Source organism: Streptomyces sp. NPDC001750, assembly GCF_042892615.1.
GTDB lineage: Bacteria > Actinomycetota > Actinomycetes > Streptomycetales > Streptomycetaceae > Streptomyces.
On record NZ_JBIAUE010000039.1, the window covers coordinates 16704 to 35385 of the forward strand.

The window sequence follows — 18682 nt, forward strand, 5'->3', positions numbered from 1 at the left end:
CCCTCCGCTGTCGTGGAGTTCGGATGATGCGGGCCGAGCGTGCACCGCGGACGACGGGCGGGTGAATTCGCGCGTCCGGCAGCCGCCGACCGCCGCCCCGGTCTCCCGCACCCCGGTGGCCCGTGCACCAGCTCACCGGCTGACGGCCGGTCAGGGCAAGCCCCGCGAGTCAGCCGGTCACCGGACGGCCGTCCTCCAGCTCCGCCGTGGCGCCGCCCGAGTCGAGCACGTCCAGCGCCGCCCTCAGGCGCAGGGCGAGACCGGCGGGCAGGTGGCGGTCGAGTTCGTCGCGTTCGACGAGCTCCCAGGAGAGCAGCTCCTCCTCCTGGAGCCGGATCTCCTTCAGCTCCCGCTCCCCGAGCACGCCGCCGTCGTAGAGGTACGCGGCGATCGGCGGGCGCCCCGGGCCGCGCGCCCAGTCGACCGCGAGGAGCCGCCCGGGCGGCAGGTCGAGGCCGATCTCCTCGGACGTCTCGCGCCGTGCGGCCTGCCGGGGGCTCTCGCCCTCGTCGGACTCGACGGTTCCGCCGGGCAGCGCCCAGCCCTCGCGGTAGTTCGGTTCGACGAGCAGTACCCGGCCGCGGGCGTCCCGGAACACGGTGGCCGCGGCGGCCAGCACCCGGGGCAGCCCCGCGATGTAAGCGGCGTAGTCAGTGGTGGTCACGCGGGGAAGCGTAGTCGCACGGTACGGGCCCGGGACGGCCCTGGGCAGCGGGTATGCGCTGCGGATAGGGTCGGTGCGGCGCGACTGCCTGTTCGAAGAGCAAGGGGTTCAAGGTGGCGGACGGAGCAGTGACGGAGACCGCGAGCGTGCTCGTCGCGGCGGACAAGTTCAAGGGCTCGCTCACGGCGGCGCAGGTCGCCGGGCGGGTGACGGCCGGGCTGCGCCGCGTCGTCCCGGGGGTGCGGGTCGAGACCCTGCCGGTGGCGGACGGCGGCGACGGCACGGTGGCGGCGGCGGTGGCCGCCGGGTTCGAGCGCCGTGAGGCGCGGGTGACCGGGCCGCTCGGGGAGGCGGTGACGGCGGCGTACGCGCTGCGCGGCACCACCGCGGTGGTGGAGATGGCCGAGGCCTCGGGCCTCCAGCACCTTCCCGCGGGTGTGTTCGCCCCGCTGACGGCCACGACGTACGGTTCCGGAGAGCTGCTGGCCGCCGCGCTCGACGCGGGCGCCCGGACGATCGTGTTCGGCGTGGGCGGCAGCGCGACGACGGACGGCGGCGCGGGAATGCTGGCCGCGCTCGGGGCCCGCTTCCTGGACGCGGACGGCAAGCCCGTCGGGCCCGGTGGCGGCGGCCTCGCCGATCTCGCCGAGGCGGATCTGTCCGGCCTCGACCCGCGCCTGGCCGATGTGGACCTGATCCTCGCCAGCGACGTGGACAACCCGCTGACCGGCCCCAAGGGCGCCCCCGAGGTCTACGGGCGGCAGAAGGGCGCCACCGAGGAGGACATCGCGGTCCTGGACGCCGCGCTCGCCCACTACGCGTCCGTCCTCGGTCCGGAGCACGCCGGGCTGCCCGGGGCGGGTGCGGCGGGCGGCATCGGTTACGGGGCGCTGGTCGCGCTCGGGGCCCGGTTCCGGCCCGGCATCGAGGTCATGCTCGACGTCCTCGGCTTCGCCCCCGCACTGGCGCGGGCCACCCTGGTGATCACCGGTGAGGGGTCGCTCGACGAACAGACCCTGCACGGCAAGGCCCCGGCGGGCGTGGCCGCGGCCGCCCGCGCGGCGGGCGTCGAGGTCGTGGCGGTCTGCGGCCGGCTCGCGCTGACGCCCGAGGCGCTGAACGGCGCGGGCATCAGCCGCGCGTACGCGCTCGCGGACCTCGAACCGGACCCGGCCGTCTCCATGGCTCAGGCGGGACCGCTGCTGGAACGGGCGGCCGAGACGATCGCGCGCGACTTCCTGCGGTAGGCCGTGCCGGCGAACCGCCACCCGCCGGTCGACGCCTGGTCCGCACGCCGCCGCGTTGTCGGAGTCGTTCTCGTACGGGGACGTACGAGAACGATCCTTTGCCCTCGCGCCCGCACGCACCGGACGCCGCACGGCCCGGCTCCCGGCCGGACGACGGCAGTTCGACGCCACGGCCCGGCGCCCCTCCCGACGTTCGCGCCGTCGCGGGCATCGCCGGTCGCGGCCTCGCCCCCGGCCCCGTTGCGTACCCGCCCGCGTTCCGCGGCCGAGGAGGCCCGTTCCGCACCGGCCCGGGTCCCTCCTCGGACCACCGGCCTCCTCGGGTCACCCGGGGGCCGGTGCCCTGCCGTGGCCGTCCCCCGTCTCCGTGTCGGTCCGTCCGGTGCGGGCGTTCGCGTCGAACCACCCGGCGGCGGTGTGTCCGTCGAACCGTGCGGCGCCGTCCCGATCGAACCGTGCCGCGCCCGCGGCCGAGGCCGCGTCGGACGGCAGGGCCGTGTCGGACGGTCCGACGGGCGCGTCGTACGGCTCGGTGTCCGCGTCGCTCCGCTCGCCGTCGCCGAGCAGGTCCGCCAGGAACCTCAGCTCCACCGGCAGGTCACGACGCCACGCCATCGTCACGAACGGGGCAAGGATGATCATGCCGCCGTCCAGATGCGGCTTGACCGACAACTGGACCAGGGTTCCCCCTCCGGTCGGGCTCAGGTGGAACTCCAGTTCCGGCGAATGCCGGCCCAGCGGGGTCCACATCCGCGCGCCGCGGAAGGCCAGGTACTCGACCGGAGTGCTCGCGGTGCAGGTGAGGCGGTGCGCCCGGCGCCTGCCGGGGAACTTGCAGAGGTATTGGTCGCCGAGGTCAGTGGCGACCGGGCCGTCGAGCACCTGGTCTATGCTCGACGACCACACGGCCAGATTCCGTGGATCCCGGAGGAACGAGAAGATCTCCTCCGCGGGGCGGGACACATGGACATGCGCAGACACACGGGGCATGGCTCCACCTCTTACGGCGCCCGTCCGCCCGACCTTCGGCGTCCGGTAGCCCTCGTCGCGGTGCCGTCGCCCATCAGCCTGCGTCTCGTCGCGGGGACACGCACGCCTCGCACGACCGATGGAGTGAATCCGGCGCCTCGACCCGCGCGTGGCCCGGTGCGCTTCCCGTGATGCGGCCCGGACGTCTGGTAAGGGCGGACGGCGGCGGGCCGCGCACCCGGGCCGGTCGACGCGCAACCCGGGCCGGTTGCCGCTCCGACCCGGTCGCCGCAGTCTGGACGTGTGGCTGTCCCCGGGCCTGCCATGGCCGAGCGGAGCGGCTGGGCCGTCCGGACACCCGGTCCGATCGGCACCGGCCCCCTGGCACGTGTGCGCCGCCCCGAACCCGTCCCCGGCCCGGGGGAGCTGCTGCTGGACGTGGAGGCGTGCGGGGTCTGCCGTACGGATCTCCATCTGGCCGAGGGCGACCTCCCGCCGCACCGGCCGGGCACCGTCCCCGGACACGAGATCGTCGGCCGGGTCGTGGCGGCCGGAGACGGGACCGGCCGGTTCCGCGTCGGCGACCGGGTGGGCGGGGCCTGGCTGCGCGGTACGTGCGGGAACTGCCGGTACTGCCGGGCGGGGAGGGAGAACCTCTGTCCCCGCTCCGTCTACACCGGCTGGGACTCCGACGGCGGCTTCGCGGAGACCACGGTGGTCCCGGAGGGCTTCGCCTACGGCCTCCCCGACGACCAGGACGCCGCCCACCTCGCCCCGCTGCTCTGCGCGGGCATCATCGGATACCGCTCCCTGCGGCGCAGTGCGCTCCCCGAGGGCGGACGGCTGGGCATCTACGGCTTCGGCGCCTCGGCCCACCTGGCGGCCCAGGTGGCTCTCGCCGAGGGAGCCACCGTCCATGTGCTGACCCGCTCGGCGAGCGCCCGCGCGCTGGCGCTGGAGCTGGGCGCCGCCTCGGCGGGCGACGCGTACGACCGTCCGCCGGAACCGCTGGACTCGGCGATCCTGTTCGCACCCGTCGGCGACCTGGTGCCGGTGGCGCTGGAGGCCCTGGACAGGGCGGGAACGCTCGCGATCGCCGGGATCCACCTGTCGGACGTCCCCGTGCTGAACTACCAGCGCCATCTCTTCCAGGAGCGCGACCTGCGCAGCGTCACGTCCAACACGCGTGAGGACGGTCGGGAGTTCCTCGCCCTGGCCCGGCGCATCGGCATCCGGGTCACGGTGAGTCCGTACCCGCTGAGCGAGGCCGACCGGGCCCTGGCCGACCTGGCCGCCGACCGGGTGCGCGGGGCCGCGGTGCTCGTGCCCGGCTGACACCTCGTGCCCCGTCAGCCGTCGCCGTCAGCCGTAGCCGCCACCGTCGTGGGAGCCGTTCGGCGCGGGCACGGTCGCTCCGTCGAGTCCGTCGGCGCCGCCCCCGACGGTGCTCGGCGTGGGCCCGGAACCCGCGCCGCACGGTCAGGACGAGGGCAGGGCGGTGAGCTCCGTGACGACCCACATCAGGACGCGTCCGACGCGGGGGCCAGCCGGCCGCGGAGCCATGCCCGGCCGAGCTCCGGAGCGTCGGCCGCCGCGGTCGGGCAGCCCCACACCTTCGTGCCCGACCTGAGCATCTTCGCGTGCCGCTGCTGCTCCTCGGCGGACAGCAGGAACACCAGGCCGCGACAGCGTTCGGCCAGCCGGGGGCGCAGCTCGCGGACCGACCGGACATGGTCGACCGCGCCGCGCGTGTCCCGTCCCTCGGGGGTGGGCGGCATGCGCACCATGGCCGCGAAGGGTTCCGCGCGGTCGAGCGCCTCGTCCAGCGTGCGTACCACCAGTGCGCGGGCCTCGTCGTGCGGCAGCTCCCCGGCGTGGATCTCCAGCAGAGGCCAGTCGGACCATTCCACAGGCATGATTTCCCCTCCACGCCACACAAGTACTTTGGTTAGGCAAACCTAACTCTGTGGACAGGTGTCCGCAAGTTGCTCGAGTACGGTTCTCCGCATGAGTCCTTCCGGCGACGAAGCAGAAGACGAGGTGCCGCGCCGCCGCGCATGGGGCAGCCTGAGCCGCGCGCAGATCGTGGCGGCGGGACTGGAGATCGCGCGCAACGAGGGCATGCAGGCCCTGACGATCCGGCGGCTCGCGTCCGACCTCGGCGCCTCCAGGATGGCCCTGTACCGGCATGTGCCGGACAAGGACGCGCTGGTCGGTCTCATCATGGACGCCATCGCCGAGCACGAGGTCGTGCCGCCGGACCTCGGAGAGGGGCCGTGGCAGGACAGGCTGAGGCGGCTCGCCGAGGCCATGCGCCGCGAGCTCGCCGCCTACCCGGGGCTCCTGGACATCCATATGACGCGGGCGCACGTCGGACCCGGGGCGCTGCACCTGGTGGAGAGCGCCCTGGACGTCCTGGCCGACGCCGGCCTCGACGAGGAGCAGGCGGCCCGTCACTACCTGGTCTTCGCCGACCTGGTCCTGGGCCGCCTCCACCGCGAGCTGCGCGGCGACCCCGTGGACCCGCACCGCACCGCGGACCTCCTGGCTCTCGCCGAGCGGACCGGCGATCATCCGCGGCTCGCCGCCGCCGCTCCCCACCTGCGCGACGTGGCACCCGGACGGATCTTCGACGACGAGCTGTCCGTGCTCGTCCTCGCCATCGAAGCCACCGTCCGCTCGTCGTGAGCCGCGCCACCGCCGCGTACGCCGGGCCTTCGGGCACCACCGGGTCGCACGCGTGGGAAACGCGGTCGTACATGTGAGAGGGCCCCGGGTGCTGGGAAGCACCCGGGGCCCTCTCACATGCGCTCGTGCGGTTACGGCAGCTGGGCCGCCCGTGCCTCGCGCCGGTTGTCGCGGAAGGTGTTCACCCTCCGGGCCGTCGCGAAGAGCGGGATGACCGCGCCGAGGACCACCTGGAGCGCACAGCCGGTCTGCAGGAGCAGCTGCCCGCCGGGGGCGTCCAGCGCCCACGCGGCCAGGAGCCCCATCGCGGAGATGATCCAGCTGAGCATCGCCACCGCGAGGACGCCCCGCGGCTTCGGGTACTCGACCCGGCTGACCATCAGCCACGCCACCCCGACGATCGCGAGGAGCGTCGGCACGAAGGGCAGCTCCAGGAGCACGATCGAGACGACCGTGAGCGCTCCGAAGGGGCTCGGCATGCCCTGGAACATGCCGTCCTTCATGGTCACGCAGGAGAATCTGGCGAGTCTGAGCACCACTGCCAACAGCACCACGATCGCCGCCAGCGCCGACACCCGCTGGTGCGCGTCGTCCGCGACCATGCCGTACACGAGGACGAAGTACGCCGGGGCGAGCCCGAAGCTGATCAGGTCCGAGAGGTTGTCCAGTTCGGCACCCATCGGCGAGGAACGCAGCTTGCGGGCCACGAGCCCGTCGAAGAGGTCGAACACTGCGGCCAGGAGCATCAGGATCACGGCAGTGGCCGCGGAGTGCCGCGCCATGCCGCTCTCGTCGCTGCCCGTGAGGTGCGGAATGAGGATTCCGGTGGTGGTGAAGTACACCGCCATGAAGCCGCACGTGGCGTTGCCCAGCGTGAGGGTGTCCGCTATCGACAGCCGCAGAGAGAGCGGCATGTCCTCGCCGGCGTCCTCCTCGGACTCCGACTCAGGCACCCAGCCGGTCCGGGTCTCAGGATCAATCACGGTCAATTCGAGTCACCCCCGCGGTAGTGGCCTGGCCGACCTCGACCGCGACCTCGACACCCTCCGGCAGGTAGAGGTCGACGCGGGAGCCGAAGCGGATCAGACCGATGCGCTCGCCCTGTTCCACCTTTGTACCCTGCGGGACGTAGGGGACGATACGACGTGCGACCGCGCCCGCGATCTGCACCATCTCGATGTCGCCGAGCTCGGTGTCGAAGTGCCAGACCACGCGCTCGTTGTTCTCGCTCTCCTTGTTGAAAGCGGGAACGAAGCCGCCGGGGACGTGCTCGACGGAGGTCACGGTGCCGGCCAGGGGCGCGCGGTTCACATGGACGTTCAGCGGGCTCATGAAGATCGCGACGCGGGTACGTCCGTCCTTCCACGGCATGATGCTCTGCACCACGCCGTCGGCCGGGGAGATGACCCGGCCCTGCGTGATCTCGCGCTCGGGGTCCCGGAAGAACCACAGCATGCCCGCCGCGAGCGCGGTGGTGGGCACGGCCACCGCGGCCCAGCGCCCGGACCTGCGGGCCCGGGTGAGGCTGAGCGCCGCGGTGGCGACGGTCGGGAGGAGCCACGGCGAAGCTCCGCGTGCAAGGCGGACACCGCCGCGCGGTGCAGAGGTTTGGCTGTCGGGCATGGATGACCTTCGTAGCGGATGATGCCGCGCTGGCAACGGGGGACGGCGGCTTTTCCGGCGATGTTATCGGTTGCGAGCCGCAACTGGGCAAGCCAGCAGCCGAGTCGGACGGCGGGAAGGCACCGGCTGAGGATGACAGGGTGTGATCTTCTTCGCTGCCAAATCGGCTTTAAAGGGACAATCAACCCTGGAACCGGTACTCCTCGAGGAGCCGGCGCCCAATGATCATTTTCTGGATCTCGGCGGTACCTTCGCCGATCAGCAGCATCGGGGCCTCCCGGTAGAGGCGCTCGATCTCGTACTCCTTCGAGAAGCCGTAGCCGCCATGGATACGGAAGGCGTCCTCGACGACTTCCTTGCAGTACTCGGAGGCGAGGTACTTCGCCATCCCTGCCTCCAGGTCGTTTCGCTCCCCGGAGTCCTTTTTGCGAGCCGCATTCACCATCATGGCATGGGCGGCCTCCACCTTGGTGGCCATTTCGGCCAGCTTGAACTGGATGGCCTGGTGCTGGGCGATCGGCTTCCCGAACGTCTGGCGCTGCTGGGCGTACGAAACACCCAACTCGAACGCACGTTGCGCGACACCGCAGCCACGGGCGGCCACATTCACCCGGCCGACCTCGACGCCGTCCATCATTTGGTAAAAACCCCGGCCGGTGGTGCCACCCAGGACCCGGTTGGCCGGAATTCGCAGTCCGTCCATGATGAGTTCGGTGGTATCGACGCCCTTGTAGCCCATTTTGTCGATTTTGCCGGGAATGGTGAGTCCCGGACGCACCTCGCCGAATCCGGGCTCCTTCTCGACCAGGAACGTCGTCATCGACTTGTGCGGGGCGGTGCCCTCGGGGTGGCCTTCGTCACTTCGGCACAGGACGGCCACGAGCGTGGACGTACCGCCGTTCGTCAGCCACATCTTCTGGCCGTCGAGGACGTACTCCTCGCCGTCCCGGACGCCCTTGGAGGTGATCGCCGACACGTCCGAGCCCAGTCCCGGCTCGGACATCGAGAACGCGCCCCTGACCTCGCCCAGGGCCATGCGCGGGAGAAAGGTGTCCTTCTGTTCCTGGGTGCCGTGCTGCTTGAGCATGTACGCCACGATGAAATGTGTGTTGATGATGCCCGACACGCTCATCCAGCCGCGGGCGATCTCCTCCACGCACAGCGCGTACGTGAGCAGCGACTCGCCCAGACCCCCGTACTCCTCGGGAATCATCAGCCCGAACAGACCGAGTTCCTTGAGTCCCTCGACGATCTCGGTCGGGTACTCGTCGCGGTGTTCCAGACCGGTCGCGACCGGAATGATCTCCTTGTCGACGAAATCCCGGACCGTGGAGACGATCTCCTGCTGGACATCGGTGAGACCGGAGGTCTGGGCGAGTCGCGTCATGGTTACTTCTCCACGTTCTTCTGCGAGGGCTTCGGGGAGGACTTCTGCGGGGCCGGGAGCGGCTCGGGGCGGCCGGGCTGCTCGCCGCCGCGCTCCTCGATGTACGTCTCCGTGGGGACCATCACCTTGCGGCGGAACACGCAGACCAGCGTTCCGTCCTGCTTGTATCCCCGGGTCTCCACGTACACGATTCCGCGGTCGTTCCGGGACTTCGAGGGGGTCTTGTCCAGAACGGTCGTCTCGCCGTAGATCGTGTCGCCGTGGAAGGTCGGCGCGACGTGCTTCAGCGATTCGATCTCCAGATTGGCGATCGCCTTTCCGGAGACGTCCGGGACCGACATGCCGAGCAGCAGCGAGTAGACGTAATTGCCGACGACGACGTTCTTCCCGAAATCCGTCGTCCGCTCCGCGTAATTGCTGTCCATGTGCAGCGGGTGGTGATTCATGGTCAGCAGACAGAAGAGGTGGTCGTCGTACTCGGTGACCGTCTTCCCGGGCCAGTGCTTGTAGACCGCGCCGACCTCGAACTCCTCGAAGGTGCGTCCGAACTGCATCTCAGACCTCCGGAGCCTCGAACTCGGACGTGCGGCGCAGACCGGCCGCGCGCCCCTTTCCGGCGACGACCAGGGCCATCTTGCGGCTCGCCTCGTCGATCATCTCGTCGCCGAGCATTGCCGAGCCCTTCTTGCCGCCCTCCTCGGAGGTGCACCACTCGTACGCGTCGAGGATCAGCTCCGCGTGGTCGTAGTCCTCCTGCGAGGGCGAGAACACCTCGTTGGCCGCATCGACCTGACCCGGGTGCAGCACCCACTTGCCGTCGAAGCCCAGCGCCGCGGCACGGCCGGCGACCTCGCGGTAGGCGTCCACGTCACGGATCTGGAGGAAGGGGCCGTCGATCGCCTGGAGGTCGTGCGCGCGGGCCGCCATCAGGATGCGCATCAGGATGTAGTGGTACGCGTCCGCGTCGTACCCGGGCGGCTGCTGGCCGACGACCAGGGTCTTCATGTTGATCGAGGCCATGAAGTCGGCCGGGCCGAAGATGAGCGTCTCCAGCCGCGGCGAGGCGGCGGCGATCTCGTCGATGTTCACCAGGCCCCTGGCGTTCTCGATCTGCGCCTCGATGCCGATCCGCCCGACCTCGAAGCCCATCGTCTTCTCGATCTGGGTCAGCAGCAGGTCGAGGGCGACGATCTGCTGGGCGTCCTGGACCTTAGGCAGCATGAGGCAGTCGAGATTCTGGCCGGCGCCCTCGACGACCGTGACGACGTCGCGGTACGTCCAGTGCGTGGTCCAGTCGTTGACCCGCACGACCCGGGTCTTGCCCGTCCAGTCGCCCTTGTTCAGCGCGTCGACGATGGTGTGCCGGGCGCCCTCCTTGGCGAGCGGCGCGCACGCGTCCTCCAGGTCCAGGAAGACCTGGTCGGCCGGGAGGCCCTGGGCCTTCTCCAGGAACCGGGGGTTCGAGCCGGGCACGGCCAGGCACGAACGGCGCGGACGCAGACGGGAGGTGCCGTCCCGCAGGGACGTCGCCTGAGGGTGGTGGTGGGAGACGGGCGGGCGGTTGACGGCAGTCATGCGGGGACCTCCAGAGGGTCGAGCTTGTTCGCTTTCCGGATCTCGTCGACGATACGGCCGATGATCTCCGTGATGCCGAAGTCCTTCGGGGTGAAGACGGCGGCGACACCGGCCCCCACCAGAGCAGCGGCGTCGGCGGGCGGAATGATCCCGCCCGCGATGACCGGGATGTCCGAGGCGCCGGCCTCGCGCAGCCGGGCCAGCACGTCCGGTACGAGCTCCGCGTGCGAACCGGACAGGATCGACAGGCCGACGCAGTGCACGTCCTCGGCGAGGGCGGCCGACACGATCTGCGCGGGCGTCAGCCTGATCCCCTGATAGACCACCTCGAACCCGGCGTCACGGGCCCGCACGGCGATCTGCTCGGCTCCGTTGGAGTGCCCGTCCAGCCCCGGCTTGCCGACCAGCAGTCGCAGTCGCCCGGTGCCCAGATCGGCCGCGGTCCGGGCGACCTTCTCCCGGACCAGGGCGAGCGGAGTGCCGGGCTCCGCGGTCACCGCCACGGGGGCCGACGAGACGCCCGTCGGGGCCCGGAACTCGCCGAAGACGTCACGCAGCGCCCAGGCCCATTCCCCGGTGGTGACGCCCGCGCGGGCGCACTCCACGGTCGCCGTCATCAGGTTCTCGCGGCCGGCGGCGGCCTTCTTCAGCGCGGCCAGCGCGTCGGTGGCGCGCGCCTCGTCCCGGTCGTCGCGCCAGGCGTGCAGGGCGGCGACGACCTTGGCCTCGTTGGCCGGGTCGACCGTCATGATCGCGCCGTCGAGGTCCGCGGTGAGCGGGTTCGGCTCCGTCGTCTCGTGGACGTTGACGCCGACGATCTTCTCCTCGCCGTTCTCGATCCGGGCCCTGCGGGCGGCGTGCGAGGCGACCAGCTCGGACTTCAGATAGCCGGACTCGACGGCCGCCATGGCGCCGCCCATCTCCTGGATCCGGTCCATCTCGGCCAGCGACGCGGTGACCAGCTCGTCCACCTTGGCCTCGACGACGTGCGACCCGGCGAAGATGTCCTCGTACTCCAGCAGATCGCTCTCGTGGGCCAGCACCTGCTGGATGCGCAGCGACCACTGCTGGTCCCAGGGCCGGGGGAGACCCAACGCCTCGTTCCACGCGGGCAGTTGCACGGCCCGGGCGCGGGCGTCCTTGGACAGGGTGACGGCCAGCATCTCCAGGACGATCCGCTGGACGTTGTTCTCCGGCTGCGCCTCGGTCAGCCCGAGCGAGTTGACCTGGACGCCGTAGCGGAACCGGCGCTGCTTGGGGTTCTCCACGCCGTACCGCTCGCGGGTGACGCGGTCCCAGATGCGGCCGAAGGCGCGCATCTTGCACATCTCCTCGATGAAGCGGACACCCGCGTTCACGAAGAACGAGATCCGCGCGACCACGTCGCCGAACTTCTCTTCCGGCACCTGCCCGGAGTCCCGTACGGCGTCCAGCACCGCGATCGCCGTCGACATGGCGTACGCGATCTCCTGGACCGGGGTGGCCCCGGCCTCCTGGAGGTGGTAGCTGCAGATGTTGATCGGGTTCCACTTCGGGATGTGGTTGACCGTGTACGCGATCATGTCGGTGGTCAGCCGCAGCGAGGGACCGGGCGGGAAGACGTGCGTCCCGCGCGAGAGGTACTCCTTCACGATGTCGTTCTGCGTGGTGCCCTGGAGCCCGGTGATGTCGGCGCCCTGTTCCTCCGCGACCACCTGGTAGAGCGCCAGCAGCCACATCGCGGTGGCGTTGATCGTCATCGAGGTGTTCATCCGCTCCAGGGGGATGTCCTGGAACAGCCGTCGCATGTCACCGAGGTGCGACACGGGCACGCCGACCCGGCCGACCTCGCCGCGGGCGAGGACGTGATCGGGGTCGTAGCCGGTCTGGGTCGGCAGGTCGAAGGCGACGGACAGGCCGGTCTGGCCCTTGGCGAGATTGCGCCGGTAGAGCTCGTTGGACGCCTCGGCGGTGGAGTGGCCGGCGTACGTCCGCATGAGCCACGGGCGGTCCTTCTGACGTTCGCTCATCGCGGGCCTCAGGCGTTCTGGGTGGCTCGGGCGGTCCGCTCCGCCGACGCGTCACGGCTGTGCTTGTCGGTCCGTTCCGCCGATGTGTCACGGCTGTGCTTGTCGGTCCGTTCCGCCGAGGCGTCACGGCTGTGCTTGTCGGTCCGTTCCGCCGGCGCGTCACGGAACAGGTTGATGGCGTCGAGGTGCTTCTCGCGCAGCTCGTGGTCGCTCACGCCCAGGCCCTCGCGGGGGGCGAGCGCCAGCACGCCGACCTTGCCCTGGTGGAGGTTGCGGTGCACGTCGTACGCGGCCTGGCCGGTCTGTTCCAGCGGGTAGACCTTCGACAGCGTCGGGTGGATCTTCCCCTTGGCGACCAGCCGGTTGGCCTCCCACGCCTCGCGGTAGTTGGCGAAGTGCGAGCCCACGATCCGCTTCAGCGACATCCACAGGTAGCGGTTGTCGTACTCGTGGGTGTAACCGGAGGTCGAGGCACAGGTGACGATCGTGCCGCCCTTGCGGGTCACGTACACGCTCGCACCGAAGGTCTCGCGGCCCGGGTGCTCGAAGACGATGTCGACGTCCTCGCCGCCGGTGAGTTCGCGGATGCGCTTGCCGAACCGCTTCCACTCGCGCGGGTCCTGCTCGTGCTCGTCCTTCCAGAACCGGTAGCCCTCGGCGCTGCGGTCGATGATCGCGGTCGCACCCATCCGCCGGCAGATGTCCGCCTTCTGCTTGCTGGAGACGACGCAGATCGGATTGGCGCCGCCCGCCAGGGCGAACTGCGTGGCGTACGAACCGAGTCCGCCGCTGGCGCCCCAGATCAGCACGTTGTCGCCCTGCTTCATGCCCGCGCCGTTGCGCGAGACCAGCTGCCGGTACGCGGTGGAGTTCACCAGTCCCGGCGCGGCGGCCTCCTCCCAGCTGAGGTGGCGGGGCTTCGGCATCAGCTGGTTGGACTTGACGAGCGCGATCTCGGCCAGACCGCCGAAGTTGGTCTCGAAGCCCCAGATGCGCTGCTCGGGGTCGAGCATCGTGTCGTTGTGACCGTCCGAGGACTCCAGCTCGACGGAGAGGCAGTGCGCGACGACCTCGTCGCCCGGCTGCCAGGCGTTGACGCCGGGCCCGGTGCGCAGGACGACACCGGCGAGGTCCGAGCCGATGATGTGGTACGGCAGGTCGTGGCGCCGGGTGAGCTCGCTGAGCCGCCCGTAGCGCTCCAGGAAGCCGAACGTGGGCAGCGGTTCGAAGATCGAGGTCCAGACCGAGTTGTAGTTCACCGAGCTGGCCATGACGGCGACCAGGGCCTCGCCGGGTCCCAGTTCGGGCACCGGCACCTCGTCCAGGTGCAGCGACGCGCGGGGGTCCTTGTCGCGGGTGGCGAGCCCGGCGAACATCTCCGTCTCGTCCTTGTGCACGGTCACCGCGCGGTACGACTCGGGGATGCGCAGGGCCGCGAACTCGGCGGCCCGGTCCGCGGCGGAACCGCCTGACGATTCCGTCCGCGCTTGGATCGCGTCCAGGATTTCCTTCACGGTGTGCCTCCGGCGGATGGGTCGCTCAGGGGACGCCGGGGCGTCCTCGTGAGCTGAGGGGGAGCTGAGGTGTGGAGGTGGTGCCGTCGGTTCGGCCGGTGGTGCTGGGGCCTGCTCTGTGGAGCAGAAGGCTGTGCCTGTGACGCAGGCGTCCGGGCGCGCGGACGGGGGGCCCGCTGGGACAGCCGGCGTACACGAGGTCCCGGTACGCCGATCGCCCGGACAACTTCAACGTATGGCACTCCGTGACAGGTGGCAAGGCACTCGGTGCCAATAATTTCTCTCACTTGTCATCCGCCGGGCACGTATGAGCGGGATCGGGGATGTTTCGCGTGGATATGCCCGGTGGATGATCGATCAACGAGCGCGGTAGAGGTACGGAGTCGTGGTCGTCAGGGCCATGAATCCCAGGCGTTCGAGGATCGGGCGGCTCAGGGCGGAGGCGTCGACCTGGAGGAAGCCGTAGCCGCGTTCCGCCGCGATCCGGGCGCGGTGGGCGACCAGCGCCCGGTAGATGCCCCTGCCACGCCACTCCGGGGCCGTGCCGCCGCCCCACAGCCCGGCGAAGCGGGTGCCGGGGTACAGCTCCATGCGGGCCGCGCTCACCGGTTCGTCGCCCGCCATGGCGAGGACGGCGACGATGTGGTCGGGGTCCTCGGCCAGCCTGGTCGACACCAGGTGCCGCAGCCGCGCCCCTTTCGTGCCGAACGCCCGCTCATGGGCGCGGACCATCAGTTCCACGTCGTCCGCGTCCCGCACAGGGCGCAGCCGGACGCCGTCCGGGAGCTCCACCGCCGTCGGGAGGTCCACGGCCGGGGCGACCATCAGGGTCTCCGGCTCCTCCGCCTCGAATCCGGCCGCGAGCAGCCGATCCGCCAGATCCGCCGGCCGGTCGTGCGCGTACAGCTTCCACTCGAACTCGTCGGGCCCGATCGCCGCGCAGTGCGCCGCCTGCGCGGCGATCGCGGCGTCCGCCCGGCGGGCGTCGAGGCCCGGGGCCGACCAGACGACGCTGCCCCAGTTCTCGGCCGGGTCGGTCATCCGTACGACGTCACCGGCGCGCTCGACCCGGACACCGGGGCCGTCGGGGCGGGCGTGCTCGCGCATCTCGCGGTCGAAAAGGGTCAGAAGTGCATCACGATCAGGAGTCATCCGCACACCGCAGCATCGGAGCGCGAGCGGGGCAATCGAATTTGGCGCGGCGCGGCGCGGCGCGGCGCGCGCGGGCCCGGGGTCCGGGGTCCGGGCGCCGCCCCGACGGTCCGCTCAGCGGTCCTGGAGCGCCTGCCGGATCGTGCGCATCACCTCGTCGAGCGGCGCGTCCGTCCGCGCCACCGCCACCAGCACCTCGCCCTCGGACGCCACCGAGGCGGCGGGCCGCGCCACCGGTTCGCCGCCGGTGATCCGGCCCGCCCCGATGCCCGTGCCGAACGTCCTGCGTACGATCGCGAACGCGTGGTCGAGCTGGGCCTCCACGTCGCCCTCGCCGCCCGCCCGCAGCCAGCGCCGCAGCACATGGTTGTGCGCGGTGACGACCGCGGACGCCGCGACCTCGGCGAGCAGCGGGTCGTCGTTGCCGGCCTCGTGGTCGCGCTCGTCGAAATGACCCAGCAGATAGCGCGTGAACAGCCGCTCGTAGCGGGCCACCGAGGCGATCTCGGCCTCGCGCAGGGTGGGGACCTCACGGGTCAGTTTGTAACGGGCCACGGAGACCGCGGGCTTGGCCGCGTACATCTTCATGACCTCCTTGATGCCGCGGCAGACGGTGTCGAGCGGGTGCTCGTGCGCGGGGGCGGCGTTGAGGACGGCCTCGGCCCTGACGAGGGTGTCGTCGTGGTCCGGGAAGATCGCCTCTTCCTTGGAGCGGAAGTGCCGGAAGAAGGTGCGCCGGGCGACTCCCGCGGCGCCCGCGATCTCGTCGACCGTCGTGGCCTCGTACCCCTTCGTCGCGAAGAGTTCCATCGCCGCCGCGGCGAGTTCGCGGCGCATTTTGAGCCGTTGGGCGGCGGCGCGACTGCCGGTGGCGCTTTCCTGCGGGTCGGACGCGGCGGAGACACGGGGGGACCTGGCGGGCTGGGACATGGTGTGAACGTACTGCATCGACGCGGGTGAGGGCGCCCGCGGGGGCGGGCCGCCCGGAGGATCGAGCAGCCCGCCCCATCCGGCCCCCGGCACCGGGGGCCGCTCAGCGCCGGGCATGCTCGCGGAAGCCGCGCCCCGTCTTGCGGCCGAGGCAGCCCGCGGCCACCAGGTGTTCGAGCAGCGGTGCCGGGGCCAGTCCCGGGTCGCGGAACTCGTCGTGCAGCACCTTCTCGATGGCGAGCGACACGTCGAGCCCGACGACGTCCAGGAGTTCGAACGGCCCCATCGGGTAGCCGCCGCCCAGCTTCATCGCGGCGTCGATGTCGTCGAGGCTCGCGTAGTGCTCCTCGACCATCTTGATCGCGTTGTTGAGGTACGGGAACAGCAGCGCGTTGACGATGAACCCGGCCCGGTCCCCGCAGTCCACCGGGTGCTTGCGGATCGTGCCGCACACCTCGTGGACGGTGGCGCGGGCGTCGTCCGCGGTGAGCACCGTGCGGACGACCTCGACCAGCTTCATCGCCGGGGCCGGGTTGAAGAAGTGCATGCCGACGACGTCCTGCGGACGCGAGGTGGCCCGCGCGATCGCCACGACCGGCAGCGAGGAGGTGGTGGTGGCGAGGACCGCGCCCGGCTTGCAGACCTTGTCCAGCATCGCGAACAGCTGCTGCTTGACAGCCAGGTCCTCGGCGACCGCCTCGACCGCGAGATCGACCTCGGCGAGGGCGTCGGGCGAACCCGCCGGAGTGATCCGGGCCAGTGCCCCGTCCCGCGCCTCGGCGGTCAGCCGCCCCTTGGCCACGGAACGCTCCAGGGACTTGGCGATCCGGGCCTTCGCCGCGTCCGCCTTCTCCCGGCCGCGGGCGACGAGCACGACGTCGTGACCGGCCTTCGCGAAGACCTCGGCGATCCCCGACGCCATCGTGCCCGAGCCCGCGACGCCGACCGACCGCACCGGCCGCCCCGCGACGGGCGAGGCGCCCTCGCCCGGGGTCAGTGCGTCCGGCACCACCGTCCGGCTGCCGGGCTCCGCGTACGTGTAGAAGCCGCGCCCCGCCTTGCGGCCGGTCAGCCCCGCCTCGCTGAGCTGGCGGAGGACCGGCGCCGGGGCGTGCAGCCGGTCGTGCGACGAGGCGTACATGGCCTCCAGGACCGTGCGCGCGGTGTCGATCCCGATCAGATCGAGCAGGGCGAGCGGGCCCATCGGGAGTCCGCAGCCCAGCCTCATCGCGGCGTCGATGTCCTCGCGGGACGCGTAGTTCGCCTCGTACATCGCCGCGGCCTGGTTGAGGTAGCCGAACAGCAGCCCGTCGGCGACGAAGCCCGGCCGGTCGCCGACCGCGACCGGCTCCTTGCCCAGGCTGCGGGCGAGCGCGGTGACCGCCTCGACGGCCGGGGGCGCGGTCAGCACCGAGGAGACCACCTCGACCAGCTTCATCGCCGGGGCCGGGTTGAAGAAGTGCAGCCCGAGCACGCGCTCGGGGCGCAGCGACTCGGCCGCCAGCCGTGTCACCGACAGGGCGTTGGTCCCGGTGGCCAGGACCGCGTTCGGGGAGACGATCGCGTCCAGCTCCCGGAACACCTGCTGCTTGATCTCGTACGACTCCGGGACGACCTCGACGACCAGCTCCGCGTCCGCCGCGGCACGCAGGTCGTCATGGGTGCGGAACCGGGCGAGCACCCGGCCGCGTTCGCGCTCCGTGATCCGGCCGCGCCGCACGGCGCGCTCGGTCGCGGCCTCCAGCGAGGCGACGGCCCGACGGGCCGCCGCCCCGTCGATGTCGATGCCGACGACCTCATGACCGGCGCGGGCGAGGACCTCGGCGATGCCGGTGCCCATGGTGCCGAGGCCGACGACGGCGATGGTGCTGAACGGGGTGTCCATCACGGGACTCCAGAGGGTGAGTGACGACTGTGAGAACGCGCGGAGCGCACGGGAACGGACCGGCGCGAAGCATGCGCGGAAGAGGAACCGGCGCGAAGCGCACGGAAGTTGTGTGGAGTGCTGCGCGGCCCGGGGGCGACGGTGCGCCCGGACCGGAAGGGGCGACGGACTCTGTCCCGGAGTCGCGTCTCACGAAGCTGCCGAACCGACGAGCACTCCGGATGGCTGCGTCACCAGGCCACCGGAGCCGGCGGGGATCGTGTCCCGCTCATATGAGATTAACTCGCTGGTAACGAGCGCGCCAGCCCCGGGGCGTCGTGCGTCACGTCACATGCGGCGGCCCTCTCGATACGCACAGTGTCCGCCGATACGCTGAGCATCATGGACGAGGAGTACCGGTCGCTGACGGACCGGCTGGCGGACGAGGCGGACGCGGCCGGAGAGCCGGAGGCGCTCCGCAGGCTGATCGCCACCGATGACGACGAGGAACTGGCCCGCGTCCTCGTGGAGCGCGAACGCCCGCTCTGGGCACGGGAGATCGCCGCGTTCCGGCTCGGCTGCGCGGGGGACCGGCGGGCGTTCGAGACGCTGGTCCTGCTGCTCAACCACCGCGACCCGGAGCGCTGCGTCTGTGCCGCCCACGCCCTGGCGCGTCTCGGCGACCCCCGCACGCCCCGGGCGGCCGCCGCCCTCGCGACCAATGCCCTGCGCACCGCGTACGCCCTTCACCCGGTCCGGCTGCTCACCGTGCTCCGGGCGCCGGAGTCCGTACCCGCGCTGATGACCACGCTGGAGCGCCTTCTGGACCCCGGCGATCCGCACTGGCGGGTGGCGCTCGCCTGCGTGGAGGGGCTCGGGCGGCTGGCGGACGAACGGGCCCGCCCGCTCCTGGAGGCGGCCCTGCCGCACCCGAGACTGGCCGGCGCCGCGCGCGAGGCGCTGGACCGGCTGCGGGCGGGCTGAGCGCGCGGGCCTGCGCGGCGTCGGTCGTACGGGATGCCCGAAGCGCGGCGTTCGGTGCGCGGCGCGAGGCGCGGGG

At 71.6% G+C, this 18682-nt stretch carries 17 protein-coding genes; 4 read left to right on the forward strand and 13 right to left on the reverse strand.

The window, feature by feature from the left end; genetic code table 11:
* Positions 1-169 precede the first annotated feature (169 nt).
* Positions 170-664 carry an NUDIX hydrolase gene (locus ACFYY6_RS34695; RefSeq protein ID WP_360114146.1) on the reverse strand — a complete coding sequence of 165 codons (495 nt, stop codon included), beginning with the start codon at positions 662-664 and terminating at the stop codon, positions 170-172.
* A gap of 113 nt (positions 665-777) precedes the next feature.
* Between ACFYY6_RS34695 and ACFYY6_RS34700 the strand changes: the two genes are divergently transcribed.
* The gene (locus ACFYY6_RS34700; protein ID WP_351520126.1) at positions 778-1911 is read left to right on the forward strand and encodes a glycerate kinase; all 1134 of its coding nucleotides are present in this window, start codon (positions 778-780) and stop codon (positions 1909-1911) included.
* A 324-nt stretch (positions 1912-2235) separates the two neighbouring features.
* On the opposite strand, the gene ACFYY6_RS34705 is transcribed toward ACFYY6_RS34700, so the two are convergent.
* Positions 2236-2901 (reverse strand): SRPBCC family protein, encoded by a 666-nt coding sequence (locus tag ACFYY6_RS34705; protein ID WP_389197261.1) that lies wholly within the window; start codon positions 2899-2901, stop codon positions 2236-2238.
* A gap of 303 nt (positions 2902-3204) precedes the next feature.
* Here ACFYY6_RS34705 and ACFYY6_RS34710 point away from each other — a divergent pair, with 303 nt between their 5' ends.
* Positions 3205-4215 (forward strand): zinc-binding alcohol dehydrogenase family protein, encoded by a 1011-nt coding sequence (locus ACFYY6_RS34710; protein WP_351520150.1) that lies wholly within the window; start codon positions 3205-3207, stop codon positions 4213-4215.
* Positions 4216-4400: 185 nt separating this feature from the next.
* Here the strand turns inward: ACFYY6_RS34710 and ACFYY6_RS34715 are convergent, their stop codons facing one another.
* A complete protein-coding gene (locus ACFYY6_RS34715; protein WP_351634630.1) occupies positions 4401-4796 on the reverse strand; it encodes a hypothetical protein in 396 nt (131 codons plus the stop codon).
* Between the two features lie 91 nt (positions 4797-4887).
* Here ACFYY6_RS34715 and ACFYY6_RS34720 point away from each other — a divergent pair, with 91 nt between their 5' ends.
* Entirely contained in the window at positions 4888-5568 is a 681-nt protein-coding gene (locus ACFYY6_RS34720) for a TetR/AcrR family transcriptional regulator (RefSeq protein ID WP_351634628.1), read from the forward strand.
* A gap of 131 nt (positions 5569-5699) precedes the next feature.
* Here ACFYY6_RS34720 and pssA read toward each other — a convergent pair whose 3' ends face one another.
* From pssA to ACFYY6_RS34770, 10 genes are all read right to left on the reverse strand, one after another.
* Positions 5700-6557, reverse strand: coding sequence for a CDP-diacylglycerol--serine O-phosphatidyltransferase (gene pssA, locus ACFYY6_RS34725; RefSeq protein WP_386609748.1), 858 nt, complete (start codon positions 6555-6557; stop codon positions 5700-5702).
* Positions 6544-7191, reverse strand: a complete 648-nt coding sequence (locus ACFYY6_RS34730) for a phosphatidylserine decarboxylase (RefSeq protein WP_335937954.1) — start codon at positions 7189-7191, stop codon at positions 6544-6546. The genes pssA and ACFYY6_RS34730 overlap by 14 nt, the downstream gene beginning before the upstream one ends.
* Positions 7192-7372: 181 nt before the next feature.
* Positions 7373-8578 (reverse strand): acyl-CoA dehydrogenase family protein, encoded by a 1206-nt coding sequence (locus tag ACFYY6_RS34735; protein ID WP_351520118.1) that lies wholly within the window; start codon positions 8576-8578, stop codon positions 7373-7375.
* A gap of 2 nt (positions 8579-8580) precedes the next feature.
* Positions 8581-9132, reverse strand: coding sequence for a MaoC family dehydratase (locus tag ACFYY6_RS34740; protein ID WP_351634624.1), 552 nt, complete (start codon positions 9130-9132; stop codon positions 8581-8583).
* Position 9133: 1 nt separating this feature from the next.
* Complete coding sequence (locus ACFYY6_RS34745) at positions 9134-10153, reverse strand: CoA ester lyase (protein WP_351634622.1); 1020 nt, start codon at positions 10151-10153, stop codon at positions 9134-9136.
* Entirely contained in the window at positions 10150-12162 is a 2013-nt protein-coding gene (locus tag ACFYY6_RS34750) for a protein meaA (protein ID WP_389197264.1), read from the reverse strand. The genes ACFYY6_RS34745 and ACFYY6_RS34750 overlap by 4 nt, the downstream gene beginning before the upstream one ends.
* Positions 12163-12170: 8 nt before the next feature.
* Positions 12171-13676, reverse strand: coding sequence for a crotonyl-CoA carboxylase/reductase (gene ccrA / locus ACFYY6_RS34755; RefSeq protein ID WP_389197266.1), 1506 nt, complete (start codon positions 13674-13676; stop codon positions 12171-12173).
* Positions 13677-14033: 357 nt separating this feature from the next.
* Positions 14034-14828: a GNAT family N-acetyltransferase gene (locus ACFYY6_RS34760; RefSeq protein WP_389197268.1), complete on the reverse strand. Its 795-nt coding sequence runs from the start codon at positions 14826-14828 to the stop codon at positions 14034-14036.
* A 114-nt stretch (positions 14829-14942) separates the two neighbouring features.
* Complete coding sequence (locus ACFYY6_RS34765) at positions 14943-15758, reverse strand: TetR family transcriptional regulator (protein WP_351520108.1); 816 nt, start codon at positions 15756-15758, stop codon at positions 14943-14945.
* Between the two features lie 103 nt (positions 15759-15861).
* Complete coding sequence (locus ACFYY6_RS34770; RefSeq protein WP_351634614.1) at positions 15862-17643, reverse strand: 3-hydroxybutyryl-CoA dehydrogenase; 1782 nt, start codon at positions 17641-17643, stop codon at positions 15862-15864.
* A gap of 381 nt (positions 17644-18024) precedes the next feature.
* Here ACFYY6_RS34770 and ACFYY6_RS34775 point away from each other — a divergent pair, with 381 nt between their 5' ends.
* Positions 18025-18606: an adenylosuccinate lyase gene (locus ACFYY6_RS34775; RefSeq protein ID WP_351520105.1), complete on the forward strand. Its 582-nt coding sequence runs from the start codon at positions 18025-18027 to the stop codon at positions 18604-18606.
* Positions 18607-18682: the final 76 nt, after the last annotated feature.

Excerpts from the sequence above, each read along its gene's own strand:
- ACFYY6_RS34705 (WP_389197261.1), bottom strand. The coding sequence starts at position 2,901 with ATGCCCCGTGTGTCTGCGCATGTCCATGTGTCCCGCCCCGCGGAGGAG.
- ACFYY6_RS34760 (WP_389197268.1), bottom strand. The coding sequence starts at position 14,828 with ATGACTCCTGATCGTGATGCACTTCTGACCCTTTTCGACCGCGAGATG.
- ACFYY6_RS34765 (WP_351520108.1), bottom strand. The coding sequence starts at position 15,758 with ATGTCCCAGCCCGCCAGGTCCCCCCGTGTCTCCGCCGCGTCCGACCCG.
- ACFYY6_RS34730 (WP_335937954.1), bottom strand. The coding sequence starts at position 7,191 with ATGCCCGACAGCCAAACCTCTGCACCGCGCGGCGGTGTCCGCCTTGCA.
- ACFYY6_RS34745 (WP_351634622.1), bottom strand. The coding sequence starts at position 10,153 with ATGACTGCCGTCAACCGCCCGCCCGTCTCCCACCACCACCCTCAGGCG.
- ACFYY6_RS34750 (WP_389197264.1), bottom strand. The coding sequence starts at position 12,162 with ATGAGCGAACGTCAGAAGGACCGCCCGTGGCTCATGCGGACGTACGCC.
- ACFYY6_RS34775 (WP_351520105.1), top strand. The coding sequence starts at position 18,025 with ATGGACGAGGAGTACCGGTCGCTGACGGACCGGCTGGCGGACGAGGCG.
- ACFYY6_RS34740 (WP_351634624.1), bottom strand. The coding sequence starts at position 9,132 with ATGCAGTTCGGACGCACCTTCGAGGAGTTCGAGGTCGGCGCGGTCTAC.
- ACFYY6_RS34720 (WP_351634628.1), top strand. The coding sequence starts at position 4,888 with ATGAGTCCTTCCGGCGACGAAGCAGAAGACGAGGTGCCGCGCCGCCGC.
- ACFYY6_RS34715 (WP_351634630.1), bottom strand. The coding sequence starts at position 4,796 with ATGCCTGTGGAATGGTCCGACTGGCCTCTGCTGGAGATCCACGCCGGG.
- ACFYY6_RS34735 (WP_351520118.1), bottom strand. The coding sequence starts at position 8,578 with ATGACGCGACTCGCCCAGACCTCCGGTCTCACCGATGTCCAGCAGGAG.
- ACFYY6_RS34710 (WP_351520150.1), top strand. The coding sequence starts at position 3,205 with ATGGCCGAGCGGAGCGGCTGGGCCGTCCGGACACCCGGTCCGATCGGC.
- ACFYY6_RS34770 (WP_351634614.1), bottom strand. The coding sequence starts at position 17,643 with ATGGACACCCCGTTCAGCACCATCGCCGTCGTCGGCCTCGGCACCATG.